This is a genomic window from Rhodococcus aetherivorans, from assembly GCF_025722975.1.
GTDB classification, from domain to species: domain Bacteria; phylum Actinomycetota; class Actinomycetes; order Mycobacteriales; family Mycobacteriaceae; genus Rhodococcus; species Rhodococcus aetherivorans.
In genome coordinates this window covers 4567797-4593288 of the sequence record NZ_CP106982.1, presented here as the reverse complement: position 1 = coordinate 4593288, position 25492 = coordinate 4567797, and the positions used below count along the sequence as shown (strand labels likewise).

The 25492-nt window shown below is 70.2% G+C and carries 28 protein-coding genes; 13 read left to right on the top strand and 15 right to left on the bottom strand.

The annotated features are described in order from the left end of the window. The first annotated feature begins 1 nt into the window (after window position 1). Window positions 2–1030 carry an NADH:ubiquinone reductase (Na(+)-transporting) subunit F gene (locus tag OCS65_RS20820; RefSeq protein ID WP_006933887.1) on the top strand — a complete coding sequence of 343 codons (1029 nt, stop codon included), beginning with the start codon at window positions 2–4 and terminating at the stop codon, window positions 1028–1030. A 54-nt stretch (window positions 1031–1084) separates the two neighbouring features. Here the strand turns inward: OCS65_RS20820 and OCS65_RS20815 are convergent, their stop codons facing one another. Next, on the bottom strand, window positions 1085–2107 hold the full coding sequence (locus OCS65_RS20815; protein ID WP_006933888.1) for an AraC family transcriptional regulator: 1023 nt from the start codon (window positions 2105–2107) through the stop codon (window positions 1085–1087). A gap of 237 nt (window positions 2108–2344) precedes the next feature. Here OCS65_RS20815 and OCS65_RS20810 point away from each other — a divergent pair, with 237 nt between their 5' ends. After that, window positions 2345–3907 (top strand): 4-hydroxyphenylacetate 3-hydroxylase family protein, encoded by a 1563-nt coding sequence (locus OCS65_RS20810; protein ID WP_065923515.1) that lies wholly within the window; start codon window positions 2345–2347, stop codon window positions 3905–3907. A 28-nt stretch (window positions 3908–3935) separates the two neighbouring features. Beyond that, window positions 3936–4466, top strand: coding sequence for an NADH-dependent flavin reductase (gene nphA / locus OCS65_RS20805; RefSeq protein WP_006933892.1), 531 nt, complete (start codon window positions 3936–3938; stop codon window positions 4464–4466). Window positions 4467–4587: 121 nt separating this feature from the next. On the opposite strand, the gene OCS65_RS20800 is transcribed toward nphA, so the two are convergent. The 5 genes from OCS65_RS20800 to OCS65_RS20780 form a co-directional block, all read right to left on the bottom strand. After that, window positions 4588–5016, bottom strand: coding sequence for a tautomerase family protein (locus tag OCS65_RS20800; RefSeq protein ID WP_006933894.1), 429 nt, complete (start codon window positions 5014–5016; stop codon window positions 4588–4590). Between the two features lie 81 nt (window positions 5017–5097). Then, window positions 5098–5850 carry an SDR family NAD(P)-dependent oxidoreductase gene (locus OCS65_RS20795; protein ID WP_006933896.1) on the bottom strand — a complete coding sequence of 251 codons (753 nt, stop codon included), beginning with the start codon at window positions 5848–5850 and terminating at the stop codon, window positions 5098–5100. A gap of 165 nt (window positions 5851–6015) precedes the next feature. Next, window positions 6016–7494, bottom strand: a complete 1479-nt coding sequence (locus OCS65_RS20790) for an aldehyde dehydrogenase (RefSeq protein WP_043799230.1) — start codon at window positions 7492–7494, stop codon at window positions 6016–6018. A gap of 15 nt (window positions 7495–7509) precedes the next feature. Further along, window positions 7510–8583 (bottom strand): 4-hydroxy-2-oxovalerate aldolase, encoded by a 1074-nt coding sequence (gene dmpG, locus OCS65_RS20785; protein ID WP_006933900.1) that lies wholly within the window; start codon window positions 8581–8583, stop codon window positions 7510–7512. Beyond that, complete coding sequence (locus OCS65_RS20780; RefSeq protein ID WP_065922835.1) at window positions 8580–9458, bottom strand: acetaldehyde dehydrogenase (acetylating); 879 nt, start codon at window positions 9456–9458, stop codon at window positions 8580–8582. Before OCS65_RS20780 ends, dmpG begins: the two co-directional genes overlap by 4 nt. A gap of 221 nt (window positions 9459–9679) precedes the next feature. Here OCS65_RS20780 and OCS65_RS20775 point away from each other — a divergent pair, with 221 nt between their 5' ends. Beyond that, a complete protein-coding gene (locus OCS65_RS20775; protein WP_006933903.1) occupies window positions 9680–10774 on the top strand; it encodes a VOC family protein in 1095 nt (364 codons plus the stop codon). Window positions 10775–10849: 75 nt separating this feature from the next. On the opposite strand, the gene OCS65_RS20770 is transcribed toward OCS65_RS20775, so the two are convergent. Then, the gene (locus OCS65_RS20770) at window positions 10850–11779 is read right to left on the bottom strand and encodes a sigma-70 family RNA polymerase sigma factor (protein ID WP_065922834.1); all 930 of its coding nucleotides are present in this window, start codon (window positions 11777–11779) and stop codon (window positions 10850–10852) included. 75 nt (window positions 11780–11854) lie between these two features. On the opposite strand from OCS65_RS20770, the gene OCS65_RS20765 reads away from it, so the two are divergent. The 3 genes from OCS65_RS20765 (at window position 11855) to OCS65_RS20755 (ending at window position 13321) form a co-directional block, all read left to right on the top strand. After that, complete coding sequence (locus OCS65_RS20765; RefSeq protein WP_029542316.1) at window positions 11855–12310, top strand: carboxymuconolactone decarboxylase family protein; 456 nt, start codon at window positions 11855–11857, stop codon at window positions 12308–12310. 106 nt (window positions 12311–12416) lie between these two features. Then, window positions 12417–12806 (top strand): hypothetical protein, encoded by a 390-nt coding sequence (locus OCS65_RS20760; RefSeq protein WP_065922833.1) that lies wholly within the window; start codon window positions 12417–12419, stop codon window positions 12804–12806. 92 nt (window positions 12807–12898) lie between these two features. Next, complete coding sequence (locus OCS65_RS20755) at window positions 12899–13321, top strand: hypothetical protein (protein WP_029542318.1); 423 nt, start codon at window positions 12899–12901, stop codon at window positions 13319–13321. A 96-nt stretch (window positions 13322–13417) separates the two neighbouring features. Here the strand turns inward: OCS65_RS20755 and OCS65_RS20750 are convergent, their stop codons facing one another. Further along, the gene (locus OCS65_RS20750; protein WP_006933912.1) at window positions 13418–15115 is read right to left on the bottom strand and encodes a fumarate hydratase; all 1698 of its coding nucleotides are present in this window, start codon (window positions 15113–15115) and stop codon (window positions 13418–13420) included. A gap of 292 nt (window positions 15116–15407) precedes the next feature. Between OCS65_RS20750 and OCS65_RS20745 the strand changes: the two genes are divergently transcribed. After that, the gene (locus OCS65_RS20745; RefSeq protein WP_044475769.1) at window positions 15408–16163 is read left to right on the top strand and encodes a CPBP family intramembrane glutamic endopeptidase; all 756 of its coding nucleotides are present in this window, start codon (window positions 15408–15410) and stop codon (window positions 16161–16163) included. 35 nt (window positions 16164–16198) lie between these two features. Then, window positions 16199–16723, top strand: coding sequence for a 2'-5' RNA ligase family protein (locus OCS65_RS20740; RefSeq protein WP_006933916.1), 525 nt, complete (start codon window positions 16199–16201; stop codon window positions 16721–16723). Between the two features lie 10 nt (window positions 16724–16733). Here OCS65_RS20740 and OCS65_RS20735 read toward each other — a convergent pair whose 3' ends face one another. Next, on the bottom strand, window positions 16734–16949 hold the full coding sequence (locus OCS65_RS20735) for a hypothetical protein (protein ID WP_006933918.1): 216 nt from the start codon (window positions 16947–16949) through the stop codon (window positions 16734–16736). Between the two features lie 90 nt (window positions 16950–17039). Next, on the bottom strand, window positions 17040–17831 hold the full coding sequence (locus OCS65_RS20730; RefSeq protein ID WP_006933920.1) for a helix-turn-helix domain-containing protein: 792 nt from the start codon (window positions 17829–17831) through the stop codon (window positions 17040–17042). A gap of 128 nt (window positions 17832–17959) precedes the next feature. Between OCS65_RS20730 and OCS65_RS20725 the strand changes: the two genes are divergently transcribed. Beyond that, window positions 17960–18295, top strand: a complete 336-nt coding sequence (locus OCS65_RS20725) for a DUF1330 domain-containing protein (RefSeq protein ID WP_029542324.1) — start codon at window positions 17960–17962, stop codon at window positions 18293–18295. Between the two features lie 12 nt (window positions 18296–18307). Here OCS65_RS20725 and OCS65_RS20720 read toward each other — a convergent pair whose 3' ends face one another. Then, window positions 18308–18874, bottom strand: coding sequence for a mismatch-specific DNA-glycosylase (locus OCS65_RS20720; protein WP_065922832.1), 567 nt, complete (start codon window positions 18872–18874; stop codon window positions 18308–18310). Between the two features lie 156 nt (window positions 18875–19030). Between OCS65_RS20720 and OCS65_RS20715 the strand changes: the two genes are divergently transcribed. Next, window positions 19031–19975 (top strand): restriction endonuclease, encoded by a 945-nt coding sequence (locus tag OCS65_RS20715; RefSeq protein ID WP_006933925.1) that lies wholly within the window; start codon window positions 19031–19033, stop codon window positions 19973–19975. A 124-nt stretch (window positions 19976–20099) separates the two neighbouring features. Beyond that, window positions 20100–20822, top strand: a complete 723-nt coding sequence (locus OCS65_RS20710; protein ID WP_065922831.1) for a DUF1906 domain-containing protein — start codon at window positions 20100–20102, stop codon at window positions 20820–20822. Here the strand turns inward: OCS65_RS20710 and OCS65_RS20705 are convergent. The 3 genes from OCS65_RS20705 to OCS65_RS20695 form a co-directional block, all read right to left on the bottom strand. Then, a complete protein-coding gene (locus OCS65_RS20705; RefSeq protein WP_006933931.1) occupies window positions 20809–22236 on the bottom strand; it encodes an MFS transporter in 1428 nt (475 codons plus the stop codon). The genes OCS65_RS20710 and OCS65_RS20705 overlap by 14 nt on opposite strands. Window positions 22237–22359: 123 nt before the next feature. Next, window positions 22360–22707, bottom strand: a complete 348-nt coding sequence (locus OCS65_RS20700; RefSeq protein WP_044475770.1) for a hypothetical protein — start codon at window positions 22705–22707, stop codon at window positions 22360–22362. Between the two features lie 100 nt (window positions 22708–22807). Further along, window positions 22808–23662 carry an Rv1157c family protein gene (locus tag OCS65_RS20695; protein WP_006933936.1) on the bottom strand — a complete coding sequence of 285 codons (855 nt, stop codon included), beginning with the start codon at window positions 23660–23662 and terminating at the stop codon, window positions 22808–22810. Between the two features lie 331 nt (window positions 23663–23993). Here OCS65_RS20695 and OCS65_RS20690 point away from each other — a divergent pair, with 331 nt between their 5' ends. Then, a complete protein-coding gene (locus OCS65_RS20690; RefSeq protein WP_037200676.1) occupies window positions 23994–25241 on the top strand; it encodes a mannosyltransferase in 1248 nt (415 codons plus the stop codon). Here the strand turns inward: OCS65_RS20690 and OCS65_RS20685 are convergent. After that, window positions 25186–25473 carry a 4a-hydroxytetrahydrobiopterin dehydratase gene (locus OCS65_RS20685; protein ID WP_029542335.1) on the bottom strand — a complete coding sequence of 96 codons (288 nt, stop codon included), beginning with the start codon at window positions 25471–25473 and terminating at the stop codon, window positions 25186–25188. The two genes, OCS65_RS20690 and OCS65_RS20685, sit on opposite strands and share 56 nt — an antisense overlap. Window positions 25474–25492: the final 19 nt, after the last annotated feature.

Below are 25492 nucleotides of genomic sequence, written 5' to 3'. Positions count from 1 at the left end.
CGTGAGCCACTCGGTGACCGTTTCCGGGCAGGACGGGGCCTTTCCCGGCGCGCCCGACCGTTCGGTACTCGAGTCCGCACTGCGGGCGAACCGCTGGTTGCCGCACGCGTGCTCGCAGGGCACCTGCGGGACCTGCAAGATCAGGGTGCTGTGCGGCGAGGTGGACCACGGCCGGCCCGACGAGACCATCCTGAGCGAGGCGGAGCGCGCGTCCGGGCTCACACTCGCCTGTCAGGCGACACCTCGCACCGATCTGACCGTCGCGCCGTTGAACGACGTGCCCCCGGACGGGCCGAGGCATCCCTTGCGCGACCACGCCGGCACCGTGCTCGAGCTGGCCGACATCGCACGGTGCACCCGCCGGCTCGTCGTGGAGCTGGACGAGCCGATGGAGTTCTCCGCCGGTCAGTACGCCGAGCTGATCGTGCCGGGTTCCGTTGTGGCGCGTCAGTACTCGATGGCCAATCCGCCCTCCGAGTCGCGCCGGCTCGAGTTCCACATCAAGCGGGTCGATGGAGGGCTCGCGACGGAGGGGTGGATCTTCGGCTCGCTTCGGCCGGGAGACCGGATCGGGCTGCGCGGGCCGCTGGGGCAGTTCGCCCTGGTTCGTCCCCAGGAAGAACCGGCCATTCTGGTCGGCGGCGGAACGGGGCTTGCCCCCTTGAAGTCGATTGTGCGCCATGCACTCTCCAACGATCTTGTCCCGAGCATCGACCTGTACCACGGAGGGCGCGGGCAGGCGGATCTGTACGACGTGGACTTCTTCCGGGCTCTCGAGGCCGCCGATCCCCGATTCCGCTACCACCCTGTACTCAGCGAGGAGCAGTGGGACGGCGCCACCGGCGTGGTCACCGACGCCGTGCTCGACGACTTCGCCAGTTGCAAGGGGCGCAGCGCATACCTGTGCGGGCCACCCGCCATGGTCACCGCGGCGGTCAAGGCGCTCAAACGGCGTCGCATGGCGCCCCGGTTGATCTTCAAGGAGGAGTTCACCGTCGGCAGCGCGCCGCCGGTGATGTCGCCGGTGTGACCGGTTCCGCGGCCGGGTGTTCGGGTTCAGCCCGAGCACCCGGCCGGTCGTCGTTCAGTGTCGGTGCCCCGGTTCGCGGCCGGCGCGTTCCTTCCGATACTGGCCGGGGCTCGCGCCGAAGGCGGCGCGGAACGTCCTGCTGAAGTGGGAGACGTCCCGGAAGCCCGCGCATTCGCTGACCTCGGCGACGGACATCTCGGTCGTCAGCAGGTACTTCCGCGCGCGCTCGAGCCGTGCCTGATACAGCCATGCGCGCGGAGTGGTGCCCGCTGCGCTGAAGAGCTTCTGGACGTTGCGCAACGACATCCCGGCGTCGGCGGCGACGTCCGGAAGCGTGAGCTCGGGATCGTGCAGCTTCTGTTCGATGACCCGCTGGACGCGGGTGAGATCTTCCGTGCGGTGCAATTGGGCGGCACCGGTCGCGACAGTGCCTTCGGTGAGGGCGGTGACCAGCATGTCGACGGCCGAGGAGGCGAACGACACGGCGGCCCCCCGCGAGATGGGGGCATTCATCGACGCGATGTCGACGAAGAAACGACCGACCAGTCCGCCCGGCCCGGTCTCGCCGCAGATCGTGCGGGCCGTGCCGTGTTCGACGATCCGCCCCGGCAGGCGCGAGGTGAGCAGTTCACGAGGAGACCGCACGACGATCTGCCGGAACGGCGCGGGGGAGTGGAAGACGAACGGGGTGGCGCAGTCGAGCAATGCGAACGACCCTCGCTCGACCGTCGTGGTCCGGCCCGACTGCTGCACCTCGACGTGGCCCTCGGTCACGATGCACACGAGATAGCCTGCACCGGAGTCGGAGTCGACCATCGCGGGCGAGCGGACCACCGTGTGGGCGTCGGCCCGGATCGTGCTGACGTGCAGATCGCCGAACGGCCGGCCGCCCCATTCCGCGTCGAAGTGACGTCGTGGGTTCGGCCACGCGACGTCCATCTCGCAGTACAGCTGCCCCAGCGTGCTCGCCCATCGGGTGTGCCCCTCGCTCGTGTCCAGCTCCTGCGTCCGCAGGGAAACGATGCCGGGGGCCGCTCCGTTGCGCGCAGAGTCACCCGTTTGTTCGCGCTCAGCCATGTTCCACCACACCTCCGCCTTCTAGTGTTACAGATCACAGGAACGTGGCGCCCGGAACGATATCCCAACCCCCGGCCCCGCGCGACCACCGAGGACGGTTACCGAAGCGCGCCAGCGTGATCGGTGCCGGGATCCTCCGAAGTCGGCGGATACGGCCGGGCCGGGTCGACGCCCGTCGTGCCGTTCCCCACCCGAGCCGATTCCTGCACCACACCCCCGAGACCAGGAGTGAAGACCATGACGACCACATCGATCCTGGGCGACGCCGTCGGAGCGCCCAACACCGTCCGGCCCATGACCGGCGACGAGTACATCGAGTCGCTCCGCGACGGTCGTGAGGTGTACTTCCGTGGCGAGCGGGTCGACGATGTCACCACACATCCGGCCTTCCGCAATTCGGTCCGGTCGGTGGCCCGGATGTACGACGCGATGCACAAGCCGGAAGCGAAGGGCATCCTGTCGGTGCCGACCGACACCGGTAACGGAGGATTCACCCATCCGTTCTTCAAGACGGCGCACAGTGCCGACGATCTGCTCCTCGCTCGTGATGCGATCGCCACCTGGCAGCGCGAGGTGTACGGCTGGCTGGGCCGCTCGCCCGACTACAAGGCGTCGTTCCTCGGCACCCTCGGAGCCAACGCGGAGTTCTACGGGGAGTACCAGGACAACGCGAAGCGGTGGTACAAGGAAGCACAGGAACGCGTGATCTACATGAACCACGCGATCGTGAACCCCCCGATCGACCGCGACAAGCCCGCCGACGAGACCGCCGACATCTGCGTGCACGTGGTGGAGGAAACCAACGCGGGCCTGATCGTGTCCGGCGCCAAGGTGGTGGCGACCGGGTCGGCGATCACCAACGCCAACTTCATCGCGCACTACGGCCTGCCGCTCCGCAAGAAGGAGTTCGGCCTGATCTTCACCGTCCCGATGGATTCGCCGGGCCTGAAGCTGTTCTGCCGTACGTCCTACGAGATGAACGCCGCCGTCATGGGTACGCCGTTCGACTACCCGCTCTCGAGCCGATTCGACGAGAACGACGCCATCATGGTGTTCGACCGGGTGCTGGTTCCGTGGGAGAACGTCTTCGCCTACGACACCGAGACGACCAACGGGTTCGTGATGAAGTCGGGCTTCATGTCTCGCTTCATGTTCCACGGTTGCGCCCGTCTCGCCGTGAAGCTGGACTTCATCGCCGGCTGTGTGATGAAGGCGGTGGAGATGACCGGCTCGGCCGGATTCCGCGGCGTGCAGATGCAGATCGGCGAGATCCTCAACTGGCGTGACATGTTCTGGGGACTGTCCGACGCGATGGCGAAGACGCCCGATCCGTGGGTCAACGGGGCCGTGCAACCGAACCTCAACTACGGTCTCGCCTACCGCACCTTCATGGGCGTCGGCTACCCGCGGATCAAGGAGATCATCCAGCAGACCCTCGGCAGCGGCCTGATCTACCTGAATTCGCATGCGAGCGACTGGGGTAACCCCGAGATCCGGCCGTACCTCGACCAGTACGTTCGCGGGTCGAACGGCATCGTGGCCATCGATCGTGTCAAGCTGCTCAAGCTGCTCTGGGATGCCGTCGGTACCGAGTTCGGCGGCCGGCACGAACTGTACGAGCGCAACTACGGCGGCGACCACGAGGCCGTGCGCTTCCAGACGCTGTTCGCCTACCAGGCTCAGGGCCTGGACAATCAGCTCAAAGGCTTCGCCGAGCAGTGCATGTCCGAATACGACATCGACGGCTGGACGCGCCCGGACCTGATCAACAACGACGATCTGAAGATCGTCCGTAGCTGAACGGGGCGCAGCGATGAGGAGTACGGTCATGACCGACACCGCCCGGGGATCCGATCTCGACGTCACGCCTCTGCACATGCGTAAGGCCCTCGGCCGGTTCGCCAGCGGCGTCACCATTGTCACCACCGCCGAGTCCGAGGACGAGGCCTCGGTGCACGGAATGACCGCCAACGCGTTCACCTCCGTGTCGCTCGATCCGCCGCTCGTGCTCGTATCGATCGCCAACCGCGCCAAGATGAACGAGCGGATCCGCGAGGCGGGGCGGTACGGCGTTTCGATCCTCGCCGGGGACCAGGAACCGTTGTCCCTGCACTTCGCCGGCGCGGCGAACCAGCCGGATCTGGTTCGGTTCGTGTGGCGCAAGGGCGTGCCTCTCCTCGAAGGTGCACTGGTTCACCTCGCGTGCACCGTGGTCGATTCGCATCCCGCGGGTGACCACACCCTGCACGTGGGCCGGGTGGAGCGGCTCTGGTACGACGACGGGCACCCGCTGGTGTTCTACACCGGCACCTTCCGGTCGCTCGAGCTGCAGGGCAGGGACGAACCCTGGGGGTTCTGATCGAGCAGGGCGGGGTGGCCGCGGCGGGCGTCGCGGTCACCCCGCCTCTCGAACCCCCGAGCGAATGTGCCGTTGTGTCGGATAGATCGACGTAACGGCACATTCGCTCATGCCCCGCTGATCACCGCGCCGGCTGTGCGGCCGCCGCGCGCGCCGTGATCTCGCCGGCGCGCGTGGCAGCGGCCGGGTTGCCTGCGATGGACCAGTTCACCGGATCGACTTCGACGATCTGTCCGCGCACCAGATCCCGCTGCGCCCCAAGGATCTCGACGATCAGATCGGTGAATCGAGCCGCCAACTCCTGGCGCTGCTCGATCGGGCGTCCGGCGAGGACGATCGCGGTGAAGTAGGGGGCCGGGGTGCCGCCGTCGGCGATCACCGTCCCGGCCGTCGCGGCGTCGTCCGGGTCGTACCGGACGACGAACGCCCGCACTCGCTCGATCGGGGAGTCGAGGACCTCCGCGTAGCAGCGGCTCGCGTCGGCGAGCAGCCGACGTCGTTGCTCGGCAGTGTAGGCGCCGTCGACGAGATGGAAGTGTGCAACGGGCATGGCCGCTCCTTTGTGACGTTTTGGGGTACAGATCTAGTGGACGCCGTGACTATTGGACTCCGTGACTATTGGACTCCGTGACTATTGGACTCCGTGCCGGGTCCCGCCGTCGACGGTGAGGACGCTTCCGTGCAGCACGGCGGCCTCGGGGGCGAGCAGCATCTCCAGAGTCCAGCCGATCTCGTCGAGGGTCGGTAGCCGGCCGAGCGTGGTCTTGGCGCGGTAGCGGTTCCAGATCTCGCCGGGGTCGCGGCCGGTCTCGGCGGCTTCGGTCTCGACGAACTTCCGCAGCCGTGGCGTGTCGACAGGCCCCGGCGCGATGGTGTGGGTGGTGACGCCCTTCGGGCCGTACAGCGCGCTGAGCTGGCGCATGAGGTTGAAGACCGCGGCATTCACCGTCCCCGGCCCGGCGTCGAGCGGGCCGGGTTCGAGTCCGAGCGACCCGGCGATCGTCACGAAACGCGAACCCGGCACCAGGTGGTCGCGGACGGCGTGCAGCAGCCGCACCAGCCCGCCGACCTTGATGTTCGCGCCGACCGCGAAGTCTCCCGGCGCGATGGTGTCGGCCGAGCCGCGCACCGGAAGTCCGGCCGCGAACACGGCCATCCGCACCGGTGCGTCGACGTGGGCGGCGATCGCCTCGATCGCGCTGTCGTCGGCGATGTCGGCGACGCACGGGACGATCAGGTCGTCCGAGGCCGCCAGCTTGTCGAGGTCGTCGGCGTTGCGGGCGACGGCGATCACGCGAAGGCCGCGACGGGCCAGGCGACGGGTGAACTCGGTGCCCATCGCACCGGTCGCGCCGACGACGACACACACTGAGGACGAAGTCATACCTGTGCTCCCTCTTGCCGTTGTGGAACGCCCGGACGATCCGCGCAGTAGCGGGACGGGCGATTGGTCGTTCGGCCGCGATCGACGCGCCGAACAGAAATCCGCCCACGCAAGATGCCGTGGGCGGATTCCGGTCTGCGGAGCGAATCCGATTCTCCGGCCGTTTCAGCCGCGCAATCGGAGGGTGACCGCGCGGGGTTCGGTGAAGAATTCGCGCGAGTACTGGCCGCCTTCGCGGCCGAGGCCGCTGGCGCCTTCGCCGCCGAACGGCAGGCGCAGGTCGCGTTCGAAGAACGTGTTGATCCACACGGTGCCGGCCTTCCAGCGGGCGGCCATCCGGTGGGCCCGGTCCAGGTTCTGGGTGAACAGCATCCCGGCCAGGCCGTAGGGGGAGTCGTTGGCGATGCGCAGGGCCTCCTGTTCGGTGTCGAAGCCGAGGACGGTCTCGACCGGACCGAAGATCTCCTCGCGTGCGGTGCGGGAGTCGTTGCTCAGCCCGGTGATCACGGTGGGCGGGTAGTAGAAGCCGCCGGCGCGGGCCTGGTCGGTGAGGCGGGCGCCGCCGGTGACGACCTTGCCGCCTTCCTCCTGGGCGAGTTCGACGTAGCCGTGCACCTTGTCGAGGTGGCGTTGCTCGATGAGCGGGCCCAGGAAGTTCGACGGGTCCTTCGGGTCGCCGACGGTGAGCGTGTTCGCCTGCTCGGTGAACCGGGCCAGGAACTCGTCCATGATGCTGTTGTGCACCAGCAGCCGGGACCCGGCCAGGCACACCTGTCCGTTGCCGCCGAAGATCGCGCGGATCGCCATCGGCACGGCGACGTCGAGGTCGGCGTCGGCGAAGACGATGTTCGCGGACTTGCCGCCCATCTCCGCCGAGACCGGGGTGTGGTTGACTGCCGCGGCCTGCAGGATCTTCACGCCCGTCGCGCTCGAGCCGGTGAAGGTGATCCGATCCACCCGCGGATCCGAGGTCAGCGGCCCGGCGACGGCCTCACCGCCGAACCCGTGCACGACGTTGAGCACGCCCTCGGGCAGTCCGGCCTCGAGGGCGAGTTCGGCGAAGCGGTGCGCGGTCAGCGGGGTCTGCGGCGCCGGCTTGAGCACCGCGGTGTTACCGAAGGCCAACGCGGGGGCGATCTTCCAGGTGGCCAGCATCAGGGGTGCGTTCCACGGGCTGATCGCCGAGACCACACCGGCCGGCGGGTAGAGCACGTAGGACAGCAGGTCCCCGTCGGGGTAGGCCTCGTTGGCGGCCATCGCGACGTAGTCGGCGAAGAACCGCAGATTGTGGGCCACGCGGGGGATTTCGGCGTGCAGCGACTGGTTGATGCTCTTGCCGCCGTCGCGGGTCTCGAGCAGGGCGAGTTCCTCGCGGTGGGCGTCGACCGTGTCGGCGACCGCGTGCAGGATCTTCGCGCGCTCCTTCGGGGACAGCAGCGGCCAGGGGCCGTCGTCGAAGGCGGTGCGGGCGGCGGTGATCGCCGCGGCACCGTCCTCGGCGGTGCCCGCGGGCACGACCCCGAGCAGCGCCCCGTCGTGGGGGTCGCGGGACTCGAAGGTGGCCCCGTCCGACGCCGGCTTCCATTCGCCGCCGATCAGGTGCCGGACCTGCGTCACCGACGGCGTGTTCTGGGTCTGTGTCATGGCAGTCTCCCCGGGTCAGACGCCGGCTCGGGCCGGCAGTTCGTAGGTGCGGCCGGCCAGTTCGGAGGCGACATCGACGATCATGTCCTCCTGCCCGCCGATGACGCCGCGGCGGCCGAGCTCGAGCAGGATCTCGCGGGTGGAGAGGCCGAACTTCTTCGCAGCCCGCTTGGTCGGGTGGAAGAACGTCGAGTACACCCCGGCGTAGCCGAGGATCAGGGCGGTCTCGTCGACGATCTGCGGTTCGGTCATCAGCGGGGCGACGACGTGCTCGGCGGTGTCGATCAGCGGGAACAGCTCGACCCCGGTGTCCCAGCCGGCCCGCTCGAACGCGGCGGCGAGCACCTCGGTCTGGGCGTTGCCGGCGCTGGCGCCGAGCCCGCGCAGCGACCCGTCGATGAACGTCGCCCCGTGCTCGGCCGCGGTGAGCGCGTTGGCGATGCCGACCCCGAGATTGTTGTGAGCGTGGAAACCGATGTCGGCGGAGATCGCCTGCCGCAGGGCCGCGACGCGGTCGCCGGCGTGCCGGGGCACCATCGCGCCGGCGGAGTCGACGACGTAGACGACGTCGGCGCCGTAGGAGTCGAGCTTGGCGGCCTGCTCGGCGAGCGGTTCGGGCTCGAGCTTGTGGCTCATCATCAGGAACGTCATCACGTTCAGGCCCTTGTCCTTGGCCCACTCGACGGGCTGCTGGGCGCAGTCGGCCTCGGTGCAGTGCACCGCGACGCGCACGGTCTTGATGCCGGCGTCGATCGCGCCCTGCAGTTCGGCGAGGGTGGCGATGCCCGGGACGTACAGCACCGCGATGTCCGCATCGTCGACGGCGTCGACGGCGGCACGCACGTACTCGGGGTCGGTGGCGGCGGCGAAGCCGTACTGGATCGAGGAGGCACCGAGGCCGATGCCGTGGGCCACCTCGATGGTGGGGATCCCGGCCCGGTCGAGGCCGCGGGCGATGTCGGCGACGTTGCCGGGGGTGAACCGGTGCGAGACCGACGACATGCCGTCGCGCAGGGTGGTGTCGACGAGGGTGACCTTGCGGCGCCCGCCGGGAGTGCCGGGGGTGTGGGTGGTGTCGGTGGTGCTCACTGGGCTGCTCCCTGGACGAGGCTGCGCTGCGCCATGACGTCGGCGACCTGCACGGCGGCGGCGGTGATGATGTCGAGATTTCCGGCGTAGGTGGGCAGGAAGTCGCCGGCGCCGACGACCTCGAGCATGACCGTGACCAGGTCGCCGTCCACATCGACCAGACGCAACGTGTAGCCGGGGACGTACTGCTGCACCTTGGCGACCATCTCGACCACGGCGCGTTCGATCGCGTCCGGGTCGGGGTGGCGGACCTTGGCGTAGACGGTGTCGCGCATGTTCATCGGCGGCTCGGCCGGGTTGATCACCGAGATCGCCTTGGCGCGGTCCGCGCCGGCGACCTGCGCGAGTGCCCGGCCGGTCTTCTCGCTGAATTCGCTGAGGTTCTGGCGGGTGCCCGGGCCGGCGCTGTGCGAGGCGATCGCGGCGACGATCTCCCCGTAGTAGGCGTCCGCGGCCTGGTTGATCGCGTACAGGATCGGGATCGTGGCCTGACCGGCACAGCTGACCATGTTCACGTTCGGTGCGTCGAGGTGTTCGGTGAGATTGACCGCGGGCACGACGTACGGGCCCACCGAGGCGGGCGTCAGGTCGATCGCGGTGATGCCGGCCGCGGCGTACCGGGGTGCGGCCGCGGCGTGCACCCTCGCCGAGGTGGCCTCGAACACCACGTCCGGCAGCTCGGGCCGGGCCAGGAGCCACTCGAGCCCCTCCGCGGACGCCTCGAGGCCCTCCTGCCGGGCCCGCTCGAGTCCCTCGCTGGCCGGATCGATGCCGACCATGTACACCGGCTCGACATGCTCGGACCGCAACAGCTTGTACATCAGGTCCGTCCCGATGTTCCCGGATCCGACGATCGCGGCTTTCAATCGACTCATCTGTGGGCCTTCCCTCCAGTGTCGGGGTGATGCTGCCGACGCTAGGGGCGATCCCCTGGTAGACGGCGGGTGATCCGGCGGTACCGGACACGCCCGGCCGTGATCCGATCGGTGTTCGGCTATCCCGAACAGCGCTGACGGAAGCGCCGGCACCCCCGCAAGCTCGTGACATCCACCACAACCGGAGCAGCAAGCCCGGCCAGCGGAGATCAGGAGTAGCCATGACCGACCCCACTGCCCGTTTCGACATCGCGCACCTCGCCCGTGCCGAACTGTTCACCCCCAGGCCGCAGGAAACCCTCGACTTCTTCACGAAGTTCCTCGGCATGTACGTCACGCATCGGGAGGGGCAGTCCGTCTACCTGCGTGGGTACGAAGACCCGTACCAGTGGAGCCTGAAGGTCACCGAGGCGCCGGAAGCCGGCATGGGCCACGCCGCGCTGCGCGCCAGTTCGCCGGAGGCGCTCGAGCGCCGCGTGGCGTCGCTGAAGCAGGGCAACGTCGAGGGTACGTGGAGCGAGGACCAGTTCGGCTACGGCAAGACCTTCGAGTTCCAGTCCCCGGACGGTCACAACCTGCAGTTGCTGTGGGAGGTGGAGAAGTACGTCGCCCCGCAGGAACTGCAGAGCAAGATCCTCTCGCGGCCGTCGAAGAAGCCGCTGTCGGGGATTCCGGTCAAGCGGATCGACCACCTCAACCTGATGGCCTCGGATGTCACCCCGCTCAAGGACTCGTTCGAGCGGCACCTCGGATTCCGCACCACCGAACGCGTCGTGGACGGCAACGTCGAGATCGGCGCCTGGATGAGCTCGAACCTGCTCGGCCACGAGGTCGCCTGCATGCGGGACATGACCGGCGGCCGCGGCAAGCTCCACCACCTCGCGTTCTACTACGGCACCGGCCAGCACCTTGCCGATGCGGTCGAGATGTTCCGCGACTACGACATCCAGATCGAGGCCGGCCCCGACAAGCACGGGATCACCCAGGGGCAGTTCCTCTACGTGTTCGAGCCGGGCGGCAACCGCATCGAACTGTTCGGCGAGGCCGGTTACCTGCACCTGGATCCGGACGCCGAGACCAAGACCTGGCAGATGTCCGATATCGACACCGGTCTCGCGGTCGGCGGCGCGAAGCTGCCGTGGGAGACGTACTTCACCTACGGCACCCCGAATCCGCTCGCACTCGATCAGCACATCGAGAAGTTCTCGCACTTCGGTCCCGGTGCTCCCGTCGACGACCCGGAGGTGAGTGCCGCGGAACGCGCGGTTCCGGACGAAATCGACCATTCCCGAGCGGTTTCGGGATCCCCGGTCTGAGCCCTGGCCTTCTGCGGGTGCGCACCTCCCGCGCCGGTCTCCGGCGTGCCGCGACGAGAGGTGCGCACCCGCGTGTCAGCCGGCGTCCGGGAACGTCACCTCGAGCGCCGCGAGCTGCCCGGGATCCGACACCACCTCGATCTCGACGATCGCGTCGTCTTCGATCGTGAAGGCGAACACCGTGCGCGGACGGCCGCCCGGCGCCCATGCGGCACCGGGCATTCCGTCGACGAGCACCGTCCGGGCGGCCTGGGCGCGGCCGTCGAAAACCTTTGCGACGCTGTGGGGTCCGTGAAGCTCGTGCGCGAGCGCCGGTGCGCCGTGAGCCGCGCCGGCACGGGCCGTCGCCACGGCGACGTCGTCCGCGCGAAGGACCACGTCCGGATCGAGCAGGGCCAGCAGGTCGTCGAACCGTCCCTCCCGCGACGCGGCGAGGAACGCGTCGACGAGGCGACGGCGGCGCATCAGGTCGGCCCGTGGGGCGGTCGCGCCCTGGATGCGCCGCCGCGCGCGGCTCGCGAGCTGGCGGGTGGCGGCGGGGGAGCGCTCCACGATCGGGGCGATCTCGTCGAACGGGACGGCGAACAGGTCGTGCAGCACGAACGCGAGGCGTTCGGCCGGGGCGAGGGTGTCGAGCACGACGAGCATGGCCACACCGACCGAATCGGCCAGCAGTGCAGCGCTTTCCGGAACGTCGCGCGGGTCCGTCGACCCAGGTTCGGGACGGTCGGGCTGATCGAGGGGGACCTCCCGGCGCGAGCCCCGGGAGCGCAGCATGTCCAGGCACACCCGGCTCACCACCGTCGTCAGCCAGCCTCCCAGGTTGGCGACCTCGTCGGTGCCGGAGCGGTGCAGGCGCAGCCAGGCCTCCTGCACGGCGTCGTCGGCCTCGCTCGCCGAGCCGAGCATGCGGAAGGCCACCGCCCGGAGATGGTCCCGATGTGCCTCGAACTGTTCGGCGGGGAAGGCGCCGCCGGGGTGGGCCGAAAAGTATCCGTCGCTCATGTCGTCACATTCTGTCGTCGGGATCCGTCATGGCTGTGACGAACGCACGACCCCGGATGTGACAAGGAGACGATCATGAAGGCTCGAATGACGAATCCCGCGCTCGTTCTGCCCGACGCGGTGACGGCGTTGCAGGCACTGGGGAACGCCGCCGACGGTGGCGGGCTGCCGGCGCGCACCACCCACCTCGTGCATCTGCGGGCGAGCCAGATCAACGGATGCAGCGTCTGTGTGGACATGCACCCGCGGCTGGCGAAGAAGGACGGGGAGACCGACAAGCGGCTGTTCGCGGTGGCGGCGTGGCGCGAGGCGCCGTACTTCACCGATGCCGAGCGGGCGGCCCTGGCGCTGACGGAGGCGGTGACCCGGCTCGCGGACCGGCCCGACCCGGTGCCCGACGACGTCTGGGACGAGGCCGCCCGCCACTACGACGAGCCGCAACTGGCGGCGCTGATCTTGCAGATCTCGCTGATCAACGTGTGGAACCGGCTCAACGCGACGGTCAAGCAGGTGGCCGGCGCGCAGTGGTGACGACCGCGACGTTGCCCCCCGCCGTATTTTCTGGAATCATTCCAGATAATGCGTCGGAGGGTCGTCGCCCGCGTGGTGACGGCCCCGAACGAAAAGGAGTGCGCTCATGTTCGCCGCCGGCTCCGGTGCCGTCACGCTTCCGTCGATGGTCCTCGGAGGACTGCGGCCGCTCTACCGGCAGATGGCACGCGCCAACGTGCGCACCGTGGGCTTCGTGCACACCGTGGGCGCGAACCGGTTCGAGGTCCGGCTGACCGCGGCGGTGGGTGGACCGACGCTCGACATCCGTTCGCGGGACCGGACGATCGCGTTCACGGTGCCGCTCACGGCGCAGTTCCGGGCGCAGCCGGAACTCGATCCGGGCAGCTACCGGACGCTGTGCGCGATGCTGACGCCGGACGCCGCTCCGGCGGCCGGCACCGTCGTCCGCTTTCTGCAGGGCCTCGTCGCGCAGGCGCCCGCCGTGCTCTCCCGCACGGACACCCCCGCGGCCTGAGGGAGCCCGCCGCGACGGGGTTCGGCTGCCGAGACGGTGCCCGGGGGGCATGATCGGATCGGGACCGAACCGTGGTCCGGAGGAGGGTGACGATGGCGGAGGAAGGCGAGACCCGTCGATTCGGACTGCTCGGGTCCGCGATGGAGGAGTTGCTGGAGAGGACCCGCGCCGTGGCGGACGCGGTCGGGTCGATCGGGAGCGACGCCCTCGGCGCGATTCCCGAGCCCCTGTCCGCGCCCGCGAACCGGATGCTCGGCTCTCTTCGGCAGGTGATGGAGCTCGTGCCACCCGTCCTCACCGAGTTCGACGCACTCGTCGAGCAGCTGCACGCGCAGCGAAAATCGGTGCAGGCGCTGCAGGCACAACTGTCGGCGTTCGACCGTCAGTTGGAGGTGGTCGAAAAGTCGCTGGCGCCGTTGCAGGGTCTGGCCCATCAGTGGTCCCGTCTGCAGCAGTCGCTGCTCGACTACCCCGCCACCGGCGAACCGAAGAAGTCCGGCCCGTCGGAGGCCTGATCGACCGGATGCGTCGGCTCGTCCGGCGCCGCAGCATCCCGGTGCGTCCTTCGGGCTGCTGGGACAGCCCAAAGGACGCACCGGCGGCGCAGCCGCCTACAGGCCGGGGCGCTTGCCGATCGTCAGGGTGACCTCGCCGGTGCCGGCGAAGAAATCGTTGCCCTTGTCGTCCACGACGATGAACGCCGGGAAGTCCTCGACCTCGATCTTCCACACCGCTTCCATACCCAGTTCCGGGTATTCGAGAACCTCGACCTTCTTGATGCAGTCGAGTGCGAGGCGCGCGGCCGGCCCGCCGATGGAGCCGAGGTAGAAGCCGCCGTGGTTCTTGCAGGCGTCGGTGACCTGCTGCGAGCGGTTGCCCTTGGCGAGCATGACCATCGAGCCGCCCGCGGCCTGGAACTGCTCGACGTAGGAGTCCATCCGGCCGGCCGTGGTGGGGCCGAACGAACCGGAGGCCATGCCGTCCGGGGTCTTGGCCGGCCCGGCGTAGTACACCGGGTGGTCCTTCAGGTACTGCGGCATTCCCTCGCCGGCGTCGAGGCGTTCCTTGATCTTCGCGTGCGCGATGTCGCGGGCGACGACGAGCGGGCCCGTGAGGGACAGCCGGGTCTTGACGGGGTGCTTGGACAGTTCGGCGAGGATCTCCGGCATCGGCCGCGTCAGGTCGATCTTCACCGCGGCACCCTTGCCGGTGCCCGACACGCCCTCGGTCTCGGCGTCGAGCTGGGCGTCGGTGATCTCGGGCAGGAAGCGGCCCGGGTTGAACTCGAGCTGTTCGAGGAACACGCCCTCCGGGGTGATCTTCGCCTTCGCCTGCCGGTCGGCGGAGCAGGACACGGCCAGCGCCACCGGCAGCGACGCGCCGTGCCGGGGCAGGCGGATGACACGCACGTCGTGGCAGAAGTACTTGCCGCCGAACTGCGCGCCGATCCCGATCTTGCGGGTCAGCTCGAGCACCTGCTCCTCGAGCTTGAGGTCGCGGAAGCCGCGGCCGGTGATCGCGCCCTCGTTCGGCAGCTCGTCCAGGTAGTGCGCCGAGGCGTACTTGGCGGTCTTGAGGGCGAACTCGGCGGAGGTGCCGCCGACGACGATCGCGAGATGGTACGGCGGGCACGCGGCGGTGCCGAGCGAGCGGATCTTGGCCTCGAGGAATCGCATCATCGAGTCCGGGTTCAGGATCGCCTTCGTCTCCTGGTACAGGTACGACTTGTTGGCCGATCCGCCGCCCTTGGCCATGAACAGGAACTTGTAGGCGTTCTCGTGGCCGGCCGCCGTGTCGGCGTAGAGCTCGATCTGCGCCGGCAGGTTCGAGCCGGTGTTCTTCTCCTCCCACATGGTGAGGGGAGCGTTCTGCGAGTACCGCAGATTGAGTCGGGTGTACGCGTCGTACACGCCGCGGGCGATGGCTTCCTCGTCGTTGCCGGGACTGAGGACGTGCTGGCCGCGCTTGCCCATGACGATCGCGGTGCCGGTGTCCTGGCACATCGGCAGCACCCCGGCGGCGGCGATGTTGGCGTTCTTCAGGAGATCGAGCGCGACGAACTTGTCGTTGTCCGACGCCTCCGGGTCGTCGAGGATGCTTGCGAGCTGCTTCAGGTGATCCGCGCGCAGGTAGTGCTGGATGTCGTGCAGCGCGGTCTCGGTGAGCAGGCGCAGCGCCTCGGGCTCGACCTGCAGGAAGGTGCGGCCGCCCGGTCCTTCGACGGTGGACACCCCCTCGGTGGTCAGCAGCCGGTACTCGGTGGGGTCTTCCCCGATCGGCAGCAGGTCCTCGTAGAGGAAGTCGGCCATTTCTTCTCCTGAACTGTCCTGGACAGCGGGGCTGATGTTCGCGACAAGGCTAGTCCGGGCGACACGGCGCCCCGACGCCGGGGCGTGTGACGCAATCCGCTCCCGCACCCGTCGTGACCTGCGTCACTATCGAATTCGGCCGTCGCTGTGGCGCCGGTCACGGCCCCGGCGGCACGCGATCCGTACACTGGTATGGATGGTTCGTACGGCACAGGAACGGGTACTCGGAGAGCATCGGGTACCCGGAGGGCACCGCTTCCGACAGACCCGAGAGCGGGAGTTCGAGAACACATTGAGTACCGAGACCGTGCCGACGACGGCACTTGCGCACCGCGGATCGCTTCGCGGCGCCCACGCCTGGCTCGACGTCGCCGTCGTGGTGGTCGTCCTCGTCGCCACCAACCTGATCGCGCACTTCACCACCGTGTGGGCCAGCATCGCGACGGTGCCCATCGCGGCCGTGGTGCTCGTCGCGCTGATGCGCCGCCGGGGCATGCGCTGGTCCGAACTCGGGCTCTCGCCGCGCCACTGGCGGTCCGGTTCGCTCTACGCGCTGGGCGCCGCGGGGATCGTGCTGGCCGTGATCGCTGTCGGCGTGGCGCTGCCCCCGACCCGGCAGTTCTTCCTGTCCGACCGCTACGCCACGATCTCCGGCGCGCTCCTCGCGTCGATGATCGTCATCCCGCTGCAGACGGTCATCCCCGAGGAACTCGCGTTCCGCGGCGTGCTGCACGGCACGCTCGAACGTGTCTCGGGTGCGCGCGGCGTGTTCGCCGCCGGCTCGCTGCTGTTCGGCCTGTGGCACATCGCCTCGTCGCTCGGGCTCACGAACGGCAACCGCGGGCTCAGCGGCGTCCTCGGCGGCGGCCTGTGGGGACAGGTGCTGGGCATCGCCGGAGCGGTCGTGGCGACCGCGGCCGCCGGATTCGTCTTCACCTGGCTGCGCCGCCGCAGCGGGAGCCTGATCGCCCCGATCGCCCTGCACTGGTCGCTCAACGGCGCCGGTGCCCTGGCCGCGGCCCTGGTCTGGCACGCCACCCTGAACTGACCGCCGGCGAACCGCCACCGCGGTACCGTGCGCTGATGGCACTCGCGGTCTGCCTGCTCTTCGACGCCGCCGCCCGGCGCGCCCTGCAACAGCTGTGGGCCCGGCTCGAAGATCTCGGTGTGCCGACGCTGCTCACCCATACCCACGGCCGGCACGTGCCGCACCTGTCGTACGCGGTGCTGCGCAGCTACGACGTCGACGACGTGACGGCCGCGCTCGAGGCGCTGCCCGACGGCGGGCCGCTGACCCTCTACTCCGACGGCCTGGGCGCCTTCCGGCGCGGACGGATCTGGCTCGCGCCCGCCCCCACCGCCGACCTCCTGCGGCGCCAGCAGCGTGTGGTCGACACCGTCACCGCCACCGGCGCGGACCTGCACAAGCACTACCGGCCGGGCGTATGGACCCCGCACCTGACCCTCAGCCCCCGCGCACGGCTGGACGACCTGCCGCGGGTGGCCGCGGCCGTCTACGACGTGCTGCCCCTCGCAACGGCCGTGTCCGGCGCGGCACTGATCGACACCACGACGGGGGAGCGCCGTCCGTTGCGGCGGGTCCCGTGACCGACGTCGCTCACTCCTCGGGGTTCTCCACCCACTTGCCGTAGGGCGGGGGGCCCTCGCCCATGATCTGCACTCCGAAGTGCGGGGCGTGCTTCCACACGTAGCCGTGCAGGGTGTGTTCCTCCGACGTCTGCGTGTTGACGAGGACGAGGTCTCCCGTCGCGCGCTCCTCGAGCGAGAACCCGCTCTCCGGGCCCTCGAGTACCCACCACTTCTTCCTGCTCATGATCGATGCCCTCCGGTGCGGGACGGGACAGGTCTCGGGCCGGACGTTACTCCCGAGCGGGCCTTCGCGGCACCGGTTCGCCGATCCGGGTCATCGGCTCCCCAGCAGACGGCGGGTGGTCTCGTCGGCGGGGTAGAACGCCTCGATCGCCAGTTCCGCGACGGTGACGTCCAGCGGCGTGCCGAACAGCGTCGTCGTGCTCAACAGCGACAGCTCGCCGTCGTCGGTGCGCAGCCGCAGCGGCACCACCAGGGCGTGGGCGCCGGCCGGGTCGAGCTCGGCGTCGTGGCCGTCGTCGCACGGGTAGGCGGCCAGTTCGGCGTGCAGCCGTCGCAGCACCGGGTCGCCCGTCGCGGCGAGCTGGTGCCGCAGACGTGTCAGCAGGTGCGCCCGCCACTGGCCGTGGTTGGCGATGCGCGGCGCCATGCCCTCCGGGTGCAGCGTCACCCGCAGCACGTTCACCGGGGGCTCGAGCAGCCGCGGCGCGCAGCCGTCGAGCAGTCCCACCACGGCGTCGTTGGCGTCGACCATCGTCCAGTGCCGGTCCACCACCAGCGCCGGATACGGCCGGTGCGACGCCAGGATCCGCTCGATCGCGTCGGCCACCGCGGCCATCGGCACGTCCCCGAGTCGGTGCTCCGGATACGCGGGGGCCAGGCCGGCCGCGAGCAGCAGCGAGTTGCGCTCCCGCAGCGGGATGTCGAGCTGATCGGCCAGGCGCAGCAGCATGGTGCGGGTCGGCCGCGACCGGCCGGTTTCGAGGAAGCTCACGTGCCGCGCCGAGACCTCCGCCCGGTTGGCGAGCGCGAGCTGGCTCAGGCCGCGACGCTCGCGCCAGTGCCGCAGCAGCACTCCGACGGGTTCCTCGTGCACGGTGGTCATGCCCGTCACCGTAGGCGCGGAGTGGGAAGGGCGGCCATTACCTGCCGGGTAATCGATTCGGGCACCGGAGCGCGGCAGTCTCGTCGGTGTGCGGCACACCGCCGCCACCGACCGACCGGGAGGACCCCATGACCGCCTACGCGATCGCCCATCTGCGTTCCGTCGACTTCGGCCCCGAGATCGTCCGTTACCTCGAGGAGATCGACGACACCTTCACGCCGTACGGGGGCAGGTTCGTCGTCCACGGCGCCGAACCCGAGGTTCACGAGGGACCGTGGCCCGGCCACGTCGTGGTCGTCGAGTTCCCCGACCTCGAGCAGGCCCGCGCCTGGTACCGGTCGCCGGCCTACCAGGCGATTCTGCCGCTGCGCACCGAGCACTCCGACAGTTCGGCGATCCTCGTCGACGGCGTGCCGCCGGGATACCGGGCGAGGGACTACCTCGCCAAGGTGGGACGCGGCTGATCCGTCCGCGGTTCAGCGCAGGATCCCGGCCGCGCGGGCCGGCGCCGCATACGCCTCGGCGAGGGTGTCCACCGTCTCGTGGGCGTTGAGCCCGCTCGGATTCGGCACCACCCACACCGGCACCCCGCCGAGCGTCTCCGCCTGCAGCCCCGCGACGGCCTTCCGGTGCCCGAACGCCGACCGGTACGCGGTGATGCCGGCGACGGCCACCACCCGCGGCCGGTGCAGCGCCACCACCTCGGCCAGCCGCACCGCCCCGGCCCGCAGTTCCTCGGCCGTGAGCTCGTCCGCGCGGGCCGTGGCGCGCGGCGCGAGATTGGTGATCCCGACGCCCCGCTCGATCAGGTGGGCCCTGTCGTCCTCGCTCATCCCCGAGGTGGGGTCGATGGGCCGGAGCAGGATGCCGGCCCGCAGCAGCGCCGGGTAGAAGCGGTTGCCGGGCCGCGCGAAGTGCGCACCCGTCGCCGCCGTCCACAGGCCCGGGTTGATGCCCACGAACAGCAGCCGGCAGTCCGGCCCGATCAAATCGGGCACCACCGCGTCACGGAAGCGTTCGAGTTCGGCGCGCGTGAATCCCACCCGCCCCACGGTAGCGAGCGGCGCCGCCGGCCCCGGCAGTGCCGGGCCCGGGGAGTGTGGCCGCCATCGCGCCCGCGCCCATCGGCTAGGGTGAAATGCGCGTCGTGGCGGGACCGGACAGCCGCGGCGAGCAGGGCCGAAACGATAGGGGAAGGTGTGCAGCGCCGGAACGTGATCGGTAACCCCGTCGGAGACTCGTCCGGCCGCGAGGTGGCGCTACCGCCGTACACGGATCTGCTGTGGCCCACCCTGCAGGCGCTGATCGGGCTCGGAGGCTCGGCCTCGATCGAGGAGCTCGAGAAGGCCGTCATCGCGCGCGAAGGTCTGTCCGAGGCCGCGCGGTCCGTACTGCACGGCGACGGGCCGGTCACCGAGATCGAGTACCGGGTCGGCTGGGCGCGCACCTACCTCAAGGGCATGGGGCTGCTCGCCAACACCCGTCGCGGCGTGTGGAGCGTCACCGACCGCGGCCGCGCGGTGCAGGAATCCGAGATCAAGCCCCTGCAGGTGGCATACACCGCGGAGAAGCGGCGCAAGCGGCTCGTGCGCAACGCGTCGTCGCGCGCGCAGGTGGTGACCCTCGCGGCCGCCCCCGAGGATCCCGAGCTGTGGCGCGAGCCCGTGCTCGCCGCCGTCGCCGAGCTCCCCGACGAGGGCTTCGAACGGCTCGCCGTCGCGGTGCTCCGCGCCGCCGGCTTCACCACCATCTCGGTGCCCCCGCACGGCGGTCACCTCGACACCGGCTCCGACAACGACGTCGACGTCGAAGGCACCGGCGTGCTGCGGGTGTCGCTGCTCGGCTTCTCGGTGTTCTTCCGGTTCCTGCGCGGCCCCGAGCGGGCGGGCGCGGACGTCGTGCGCGAGTTCCGCGCCGCGATGGCCGGTCGCGGCGAGAAGGGCCTGCTCGTCACCACCGGGACGTTCGGCGACGACGCCCGCGCCGAGGCGCATCGCCTCGGCGCGCCGCCCATCGAACTCGTCGACGGCGACGGCCTGTGCGATCTGCTCAAGGAGCACGGTCTCGGGGTCCACACCACGGTGCGCACCGTCGAGGACGTCGCCCTCGTTCCCGCCTTCTTCGCCGAGCTCGGCGGCCGGTAGCCGCGCCGCGTCCCCGTCGCGCGGGCCCCGAATCCCGATGTGCCCGCGCGGGACCCGCGAGTGTGGTGCAATACCGGAAGCTCGACACCCTGTCCGCCGTGCACGCTCGTCCAAGCGAGGTTCGATGGCCATCTCACGTCGGGAACTGTTGCGGTACGCGGCCGTCGGCTCGTGCGCGGCCTGGGTGTCGGCCGTCGCCGCCCCCGGGGTGGCGCACGGCCGGGAGGTGCTCGGCACGATCGTCGACTACTCGGCGGCCGTGCCGTCGCCGTCGTCGATCCGTGCCGCCGGGCACATCGGTGCCATCCGGTACGTCTCGGACCGCCGGCCGGGCGCCGAATGGATGCTGGCCAAGCCGCTGACGGAGTCGGAGGCCGCCGCGCTCGTCGCCGGCGACCTCGAGGTCGTGTCGTGTTATCAGTTCGGCAAGGCCGACACGGCGGACTGGCTCGGCGGATACGACGCCGGGGTCCGGCACGCGACGCGCGGCCTCGAGCTGCATCGGGCGGCCGGGGGACCGGCGGACCGGCCGATCTACGCCTCGGTCGACGACAATCCGTCCGAGCAACAGTTCGCCGACCTGATCGCGCCGTACCTGCAGGGCTGGCACGACGTGCTCGGCGCCGGGAACACCGGCGTGTACGCCAACGGGCCGACCATCTCCTGGGCCCGCGACGCCGGCCTGGGATCGTTCTACTGGCAACATGATTGGGGCACGGCTGAGGGCTACGTGCATCCCGCGGCGAACCTGCACCAGGTGGGTGGCGGGACGATCGACGGCATCGGCATCGACGTCAACAATGTATTCAGCGCCGACTACGGGCAGTGGTCGCTCACCGCCGGTTGAGCCCGCCGGGCCGCGCCCGGGGAACGGCGGCGGTCAGGGCCAGCGCGACGGCGGAGGCCGCGATCGACAGCAGGAAGGTGGCGCGGAACCCGTCGAGGGCGGGCACCGTGTAGGTGCCGACCGTCGTGGTCATCGCCGCGAGCACCACGCTCACCACCGCCGCGGACGTGGACGTCCCGATCGAACGCATCAGCGTGTTGAGACTGCTCGCGGCGGCGGTCTCGGACAGCGGCACCGCGCCCATGATGAGGGCCGGCATCGCCGCGTACGCCAGGCCGATGCCCGCCCCGATGATCATCCCCGCCACGACGATGTGCCAGATCTCGGTGTACGCGACGTAGACCAGCACGTAGCCGGCGCCCACCACCACGACCCCGCTCGCCAGGGTGACCCGTGGCCCGTGGCTGCCGGTGATCCGCGCGGAGACGGGGGACAGCGCCATCATGACGATCCCGCCCGGCGCGATGAGCACGCCGGCCGTCACCATGGACAGCCCGAATCCGTAGCCCGTCTCGGTGGGGGCCATCAGCAACTGCGGGAACGCGAGCATCTGTCCGTAGATCGCGAATCCGACGGCGACCGACGCGAGGTTGGTCAGCAGCACCGGGCGCCGCGCGGAGATCCGTAGATTCACCAGGGGTCGCGCCGTGCGCAGTTCGTAGTATCCCCACACGAGCGCCGCGCCGGCGGCGCCGGCGAACATGCCCAGGGTCAGGGGATTCGACCAGCCCCAGGTGCCGCCCTTGGTGACGGGCAGGAGCAACAGCGTCAGCGTGACCGAGAGGCCGATCGCGCCGACGACGTCGAACCGGCCGGGGTTGCGGTGGGGCGACTCCGGGATCACCTTCAGCACCATGGCGATGCCCAGCAGGCCGAAGCCGGCGGCGGCGGCGAACAACATGTGCCAGTCGGCGATCTGGGCGATGGCCGCGGCGACGGGGAATCCGACGGCGCCGCCCACCCCGAGGGTGGCGCTGATGGTCGCCATCGCCCCGGCGATCCGCCGGGGCGGCAGTTCGTCGCGCAGGATCGCGATGCCGAGCGGGATCGCGCCGGTCGCCGCGCCCTGCAGGGCGCGGCCGGCGATCATCGGGAGCAGCGACTCGGCGAGGGCGCAGACGAGGGAGCCGGCCACGACCGCGCCGAGGCTGACCAGCAGCATGCGCCGCTTGCCGAACATGTCGCCCAGCCGGCCGCTGATGGGGGTGAGGACCGCCGCGGCGAGGAGCGTGGCGGTGACCGCCCATGAGGCGTTCTCCACGGACGTGCCGAGCAGGTGCGGCAGCTGGGGGAGCAGGGGGATGACGAGGGTCTGCATCAACGCGACGACGATCCCGCACAGGGAGAGCACCGCGACGAGACCACGGGGTGCGGGGCGTTCGGCTGTGACCGGAACGGGGGTCTCGACGGCCATGCGCCTCCTCGGGTCCGGGGGCCGCGCGATACGGGCGGGCATGGACGTGATCTACGAGATGTATCAGGTTCCCCACCGGGAGGGCAGCCGCGCGCCCGCCGATCGGGACACGGGCCCGGCCGGTCAGCTCTGGCAGTGCGCGGCGGGGTCGGGTTCGGCGGCGGTGACGACGAGCGTGGGATGCGGGTTGTCGGGGGCATCGTGGACACCGCGCCACGACAGCAGCGACCAGCGGGACAGTCCCGACAGCGCCGAGCCGAGGCTGGCGAACGACAGCGACGACAGGGCCGAACCGAACGAGCCCACCGAACCGACGGACAGCACCGACCCCACGCTGCCGATCGACAGGATCGAGTACGCCGAGCCGATGGACAGGATCGAGCCCTCGGAGCGGACGGACAGGATCGACCGGTGTGAACGGCGCGAGCGCAGGGACCGGGAAGCGGTGAGCCTGGACGGTGTTTCGGCCATGACTCGGTCTACCACGCGGTTCCCGGCTCGGGAAGCGCCCGGACGACGGAGGCCGCCGGGGGATGATCCCGGCGGCCTCGGCCAAGGTGCGGATGATCGGTCAGGCGACCGTGACGAGCCCGATCGTCGGCAGGAAGGTGCACGAACGCGGGGCCGCGCCCGCGGCTTGCGTGGTGATGCCGCCGGAGATCACGGCGGCCACGTTGCCGGAGCCGGTGTCGGCGATCGCGCTGAGCGTCGTCGGCCCGTCGGGATTGATCCTGGCCTCGTTGGTCAACGTCGCGGTGCCGCTGCGGCCGTTGGAGACGTTGATCCAGCTCACCGTCAGCGGCTGCGCCTGCTGGTCGGCGAACTTGGCGGTACCCAGGGCGGTGAACACGAACCCGGCCTGGCCGGCCTTCGGGCCCGGCGGCGGGAGCGGCGCGGGGCCGGCCACGGCGAGCGCGGTGCCGATGGAGTCGCCGCCGTCGCGGATGCAGTCCTTGCCGATGCTCGGGTACAGGAACTGCGAGATCGCCACGGCGCCCGGCTCCGGAATGTCGGGTCCGCCGCCGCCGCTGCCGTCGAGGAAGGTGATCACGCGCTGGAGCAGGGCCTTGACCGAGTCCGGCAGCTGCGAGTTCGCGAGCAGTTCCTTCGCCTGGTCGAGGAGCTGATTCTTGCCGTCCGCGACGTCGGCCGGGCCGGCCGCCGCTCCGACGATGGCGGGGGCGAGGGAGGCGAGGGCCTCGACCTCTTCGGGGGCGGCTGCCTGGGTGCTGAGCATGCCCATGAGCGACTCGATCGACAGATCCGCCGGCACCTGGTAGCCGGCGAACTCGGCCGGCAGCTGGAGCACGTCGGGGATGCCCGGAACGACGGGTTGCGCGACCGCCTGCGACGGCACGGTGAGCGCCGCGGCGGCGGCGAGGGCGCAGGCGGTGAACATCCTGCGCGTTGCTCGGGTTCGAAGCACTTTTCCCCATCCTTGTCGTTGAAGCGGCTCCGGAGCGCGAGGCGCCGATGCCGCTGACGGCTCGGGGAGACACTTTATGTAGGCCCCCCGATCAGTACAAGCCGTGGCCGGTCTCACAGCCGCGCCCGTACTGGCGGGAGTCTAGCCATAACGTGTTCCGATCAGTGGTGTCCGCTCGAGACTACGTGTGACTGATGTGGTTTTTGTGAGAGTAGATGAAACTGTTACTGATGTGAGTATCGTGTTCGGCCCGCCGCCGCGGAACGGATAGTCTGCATCCGTCCCCGGCCCTTCCCCCCGGGGTGACGTGACGACGGGAGGCCGCACCGCAGTGTCCGATCCGGTTCGCCCGCATCGACTGTGGTGGTGCGCGGCCCTGCTGGCCGTCTCCGTCGGAGCCCGGCTGGCGTGGAACTTCCTCACGCCCAACGGCATGAATCTCGTGGATCTGCACGTGTACGTCGACGGTTCCGCGGCGCTGCTGCGCGGCGAACTGTACGACTTCACCTACACCCGGGACACTCCCGAGTTCTCCCTGCCCTTCACCTACCCGCCGTTCGCGGCACTGGTCTTCTTCCCGCTGCACTATCTGCCCTTCCCGGTGGTCGGGGTGGCGTGGCAGCTGCTGACCGTGGCCGCCCTGTTCGGCCTCCTGCGCATCTGCCTCGAGTTGCTGTTCGGTTCCGCGGCGCACGGCGCGCGCTGGACGGCGGTCGCGCTCGTGTGGACGGCGGTGGGCATCTGGACGGAGCCCATCCGCACGACCCTCGACTACGGACAGGTCAACGTGTTCCTGGCCTTCGGCGTGATGGTCGCGGTCCGCAGCAACCGCTGGTGGCTCTCGGGCGGACTGGTCGGATTGCTCGCCGGCATCAAGCTGACCCCGGCGATCGCCGGCATGTACTTCGTGGCGCGTCGCCGCTGGGCGGCGGCGTTCTTCTCCGCGGCGACCTTCGCCGCCACCGTCGCCGTCAGCTGGCTGCTCCTCGGCGACCAGGCGCGGACCTACTTCACCACGTTGTTCGGCGACGCCGACCGGATCGGGCCGGTGGGGTCGGTCTGGAACCAGTCGCTGCGCGGAGCGCTGAGCCGCATCGTGGGACACGACGTGGGCACCGGGCCGCTGTGGCTGGCGGCTGTCGCGGCCTCGGCGGCGCTCGCCGTCGCGGCCTGGCGTGCCCTCGGCCCGGACGACCGGCTCGGCACGATCGTCGTCGTCGAACTGTTCGGGCTGCTGGTGTCGCCGATCTCCTGGATGCACCACTGGGTGTGGGTGCTGCCGATGCTGCTGTGGCTGGTCTACGGGCCGCTCGCCGGCCGCCTCGGCACCCGTGTGCTCGCCGGGTTCTGGGCGGTGCTGACCGTCGTCGGGGTGCCGTGGCTCCTCGGCCTGGCGCAGGACTCGATGTGGGACATCTCCCGCCCCGCCCTGCTGGCCTGGGCGGGCGCGTGCAACGTGGTGGGGGTGCTGGCGGTGTACGCGTGGATCGTCTACACCGGGCGCCCGGCTGCGGCCCCGCCCGTCAGCCGCGGGCCAGCGCGTCGATCTTCCGGGCCAGCTCCACGTCCGACCCGGTGATCCCGCCGGCGGAATGGGTGGACAGCGAGTAGGTCACCTTCCGCCAGCGGATGTCGATGTCGGGGTGGTGGTTCGCCGCCTCGGCGGCCTCGGCCACCCTGTCCACCAGCGCGACGGCCGCGGGGAACGAGGAGGACTCGACGGTCCGCACGATCGCGTTCCCGTCCCGTCGCCACTCGGGCAGCTGGGCGAGGGCGGCATCGATGTCGGCGTCGGAGAGCAACTCGGCCATGCCCCATTCTGGGACGATG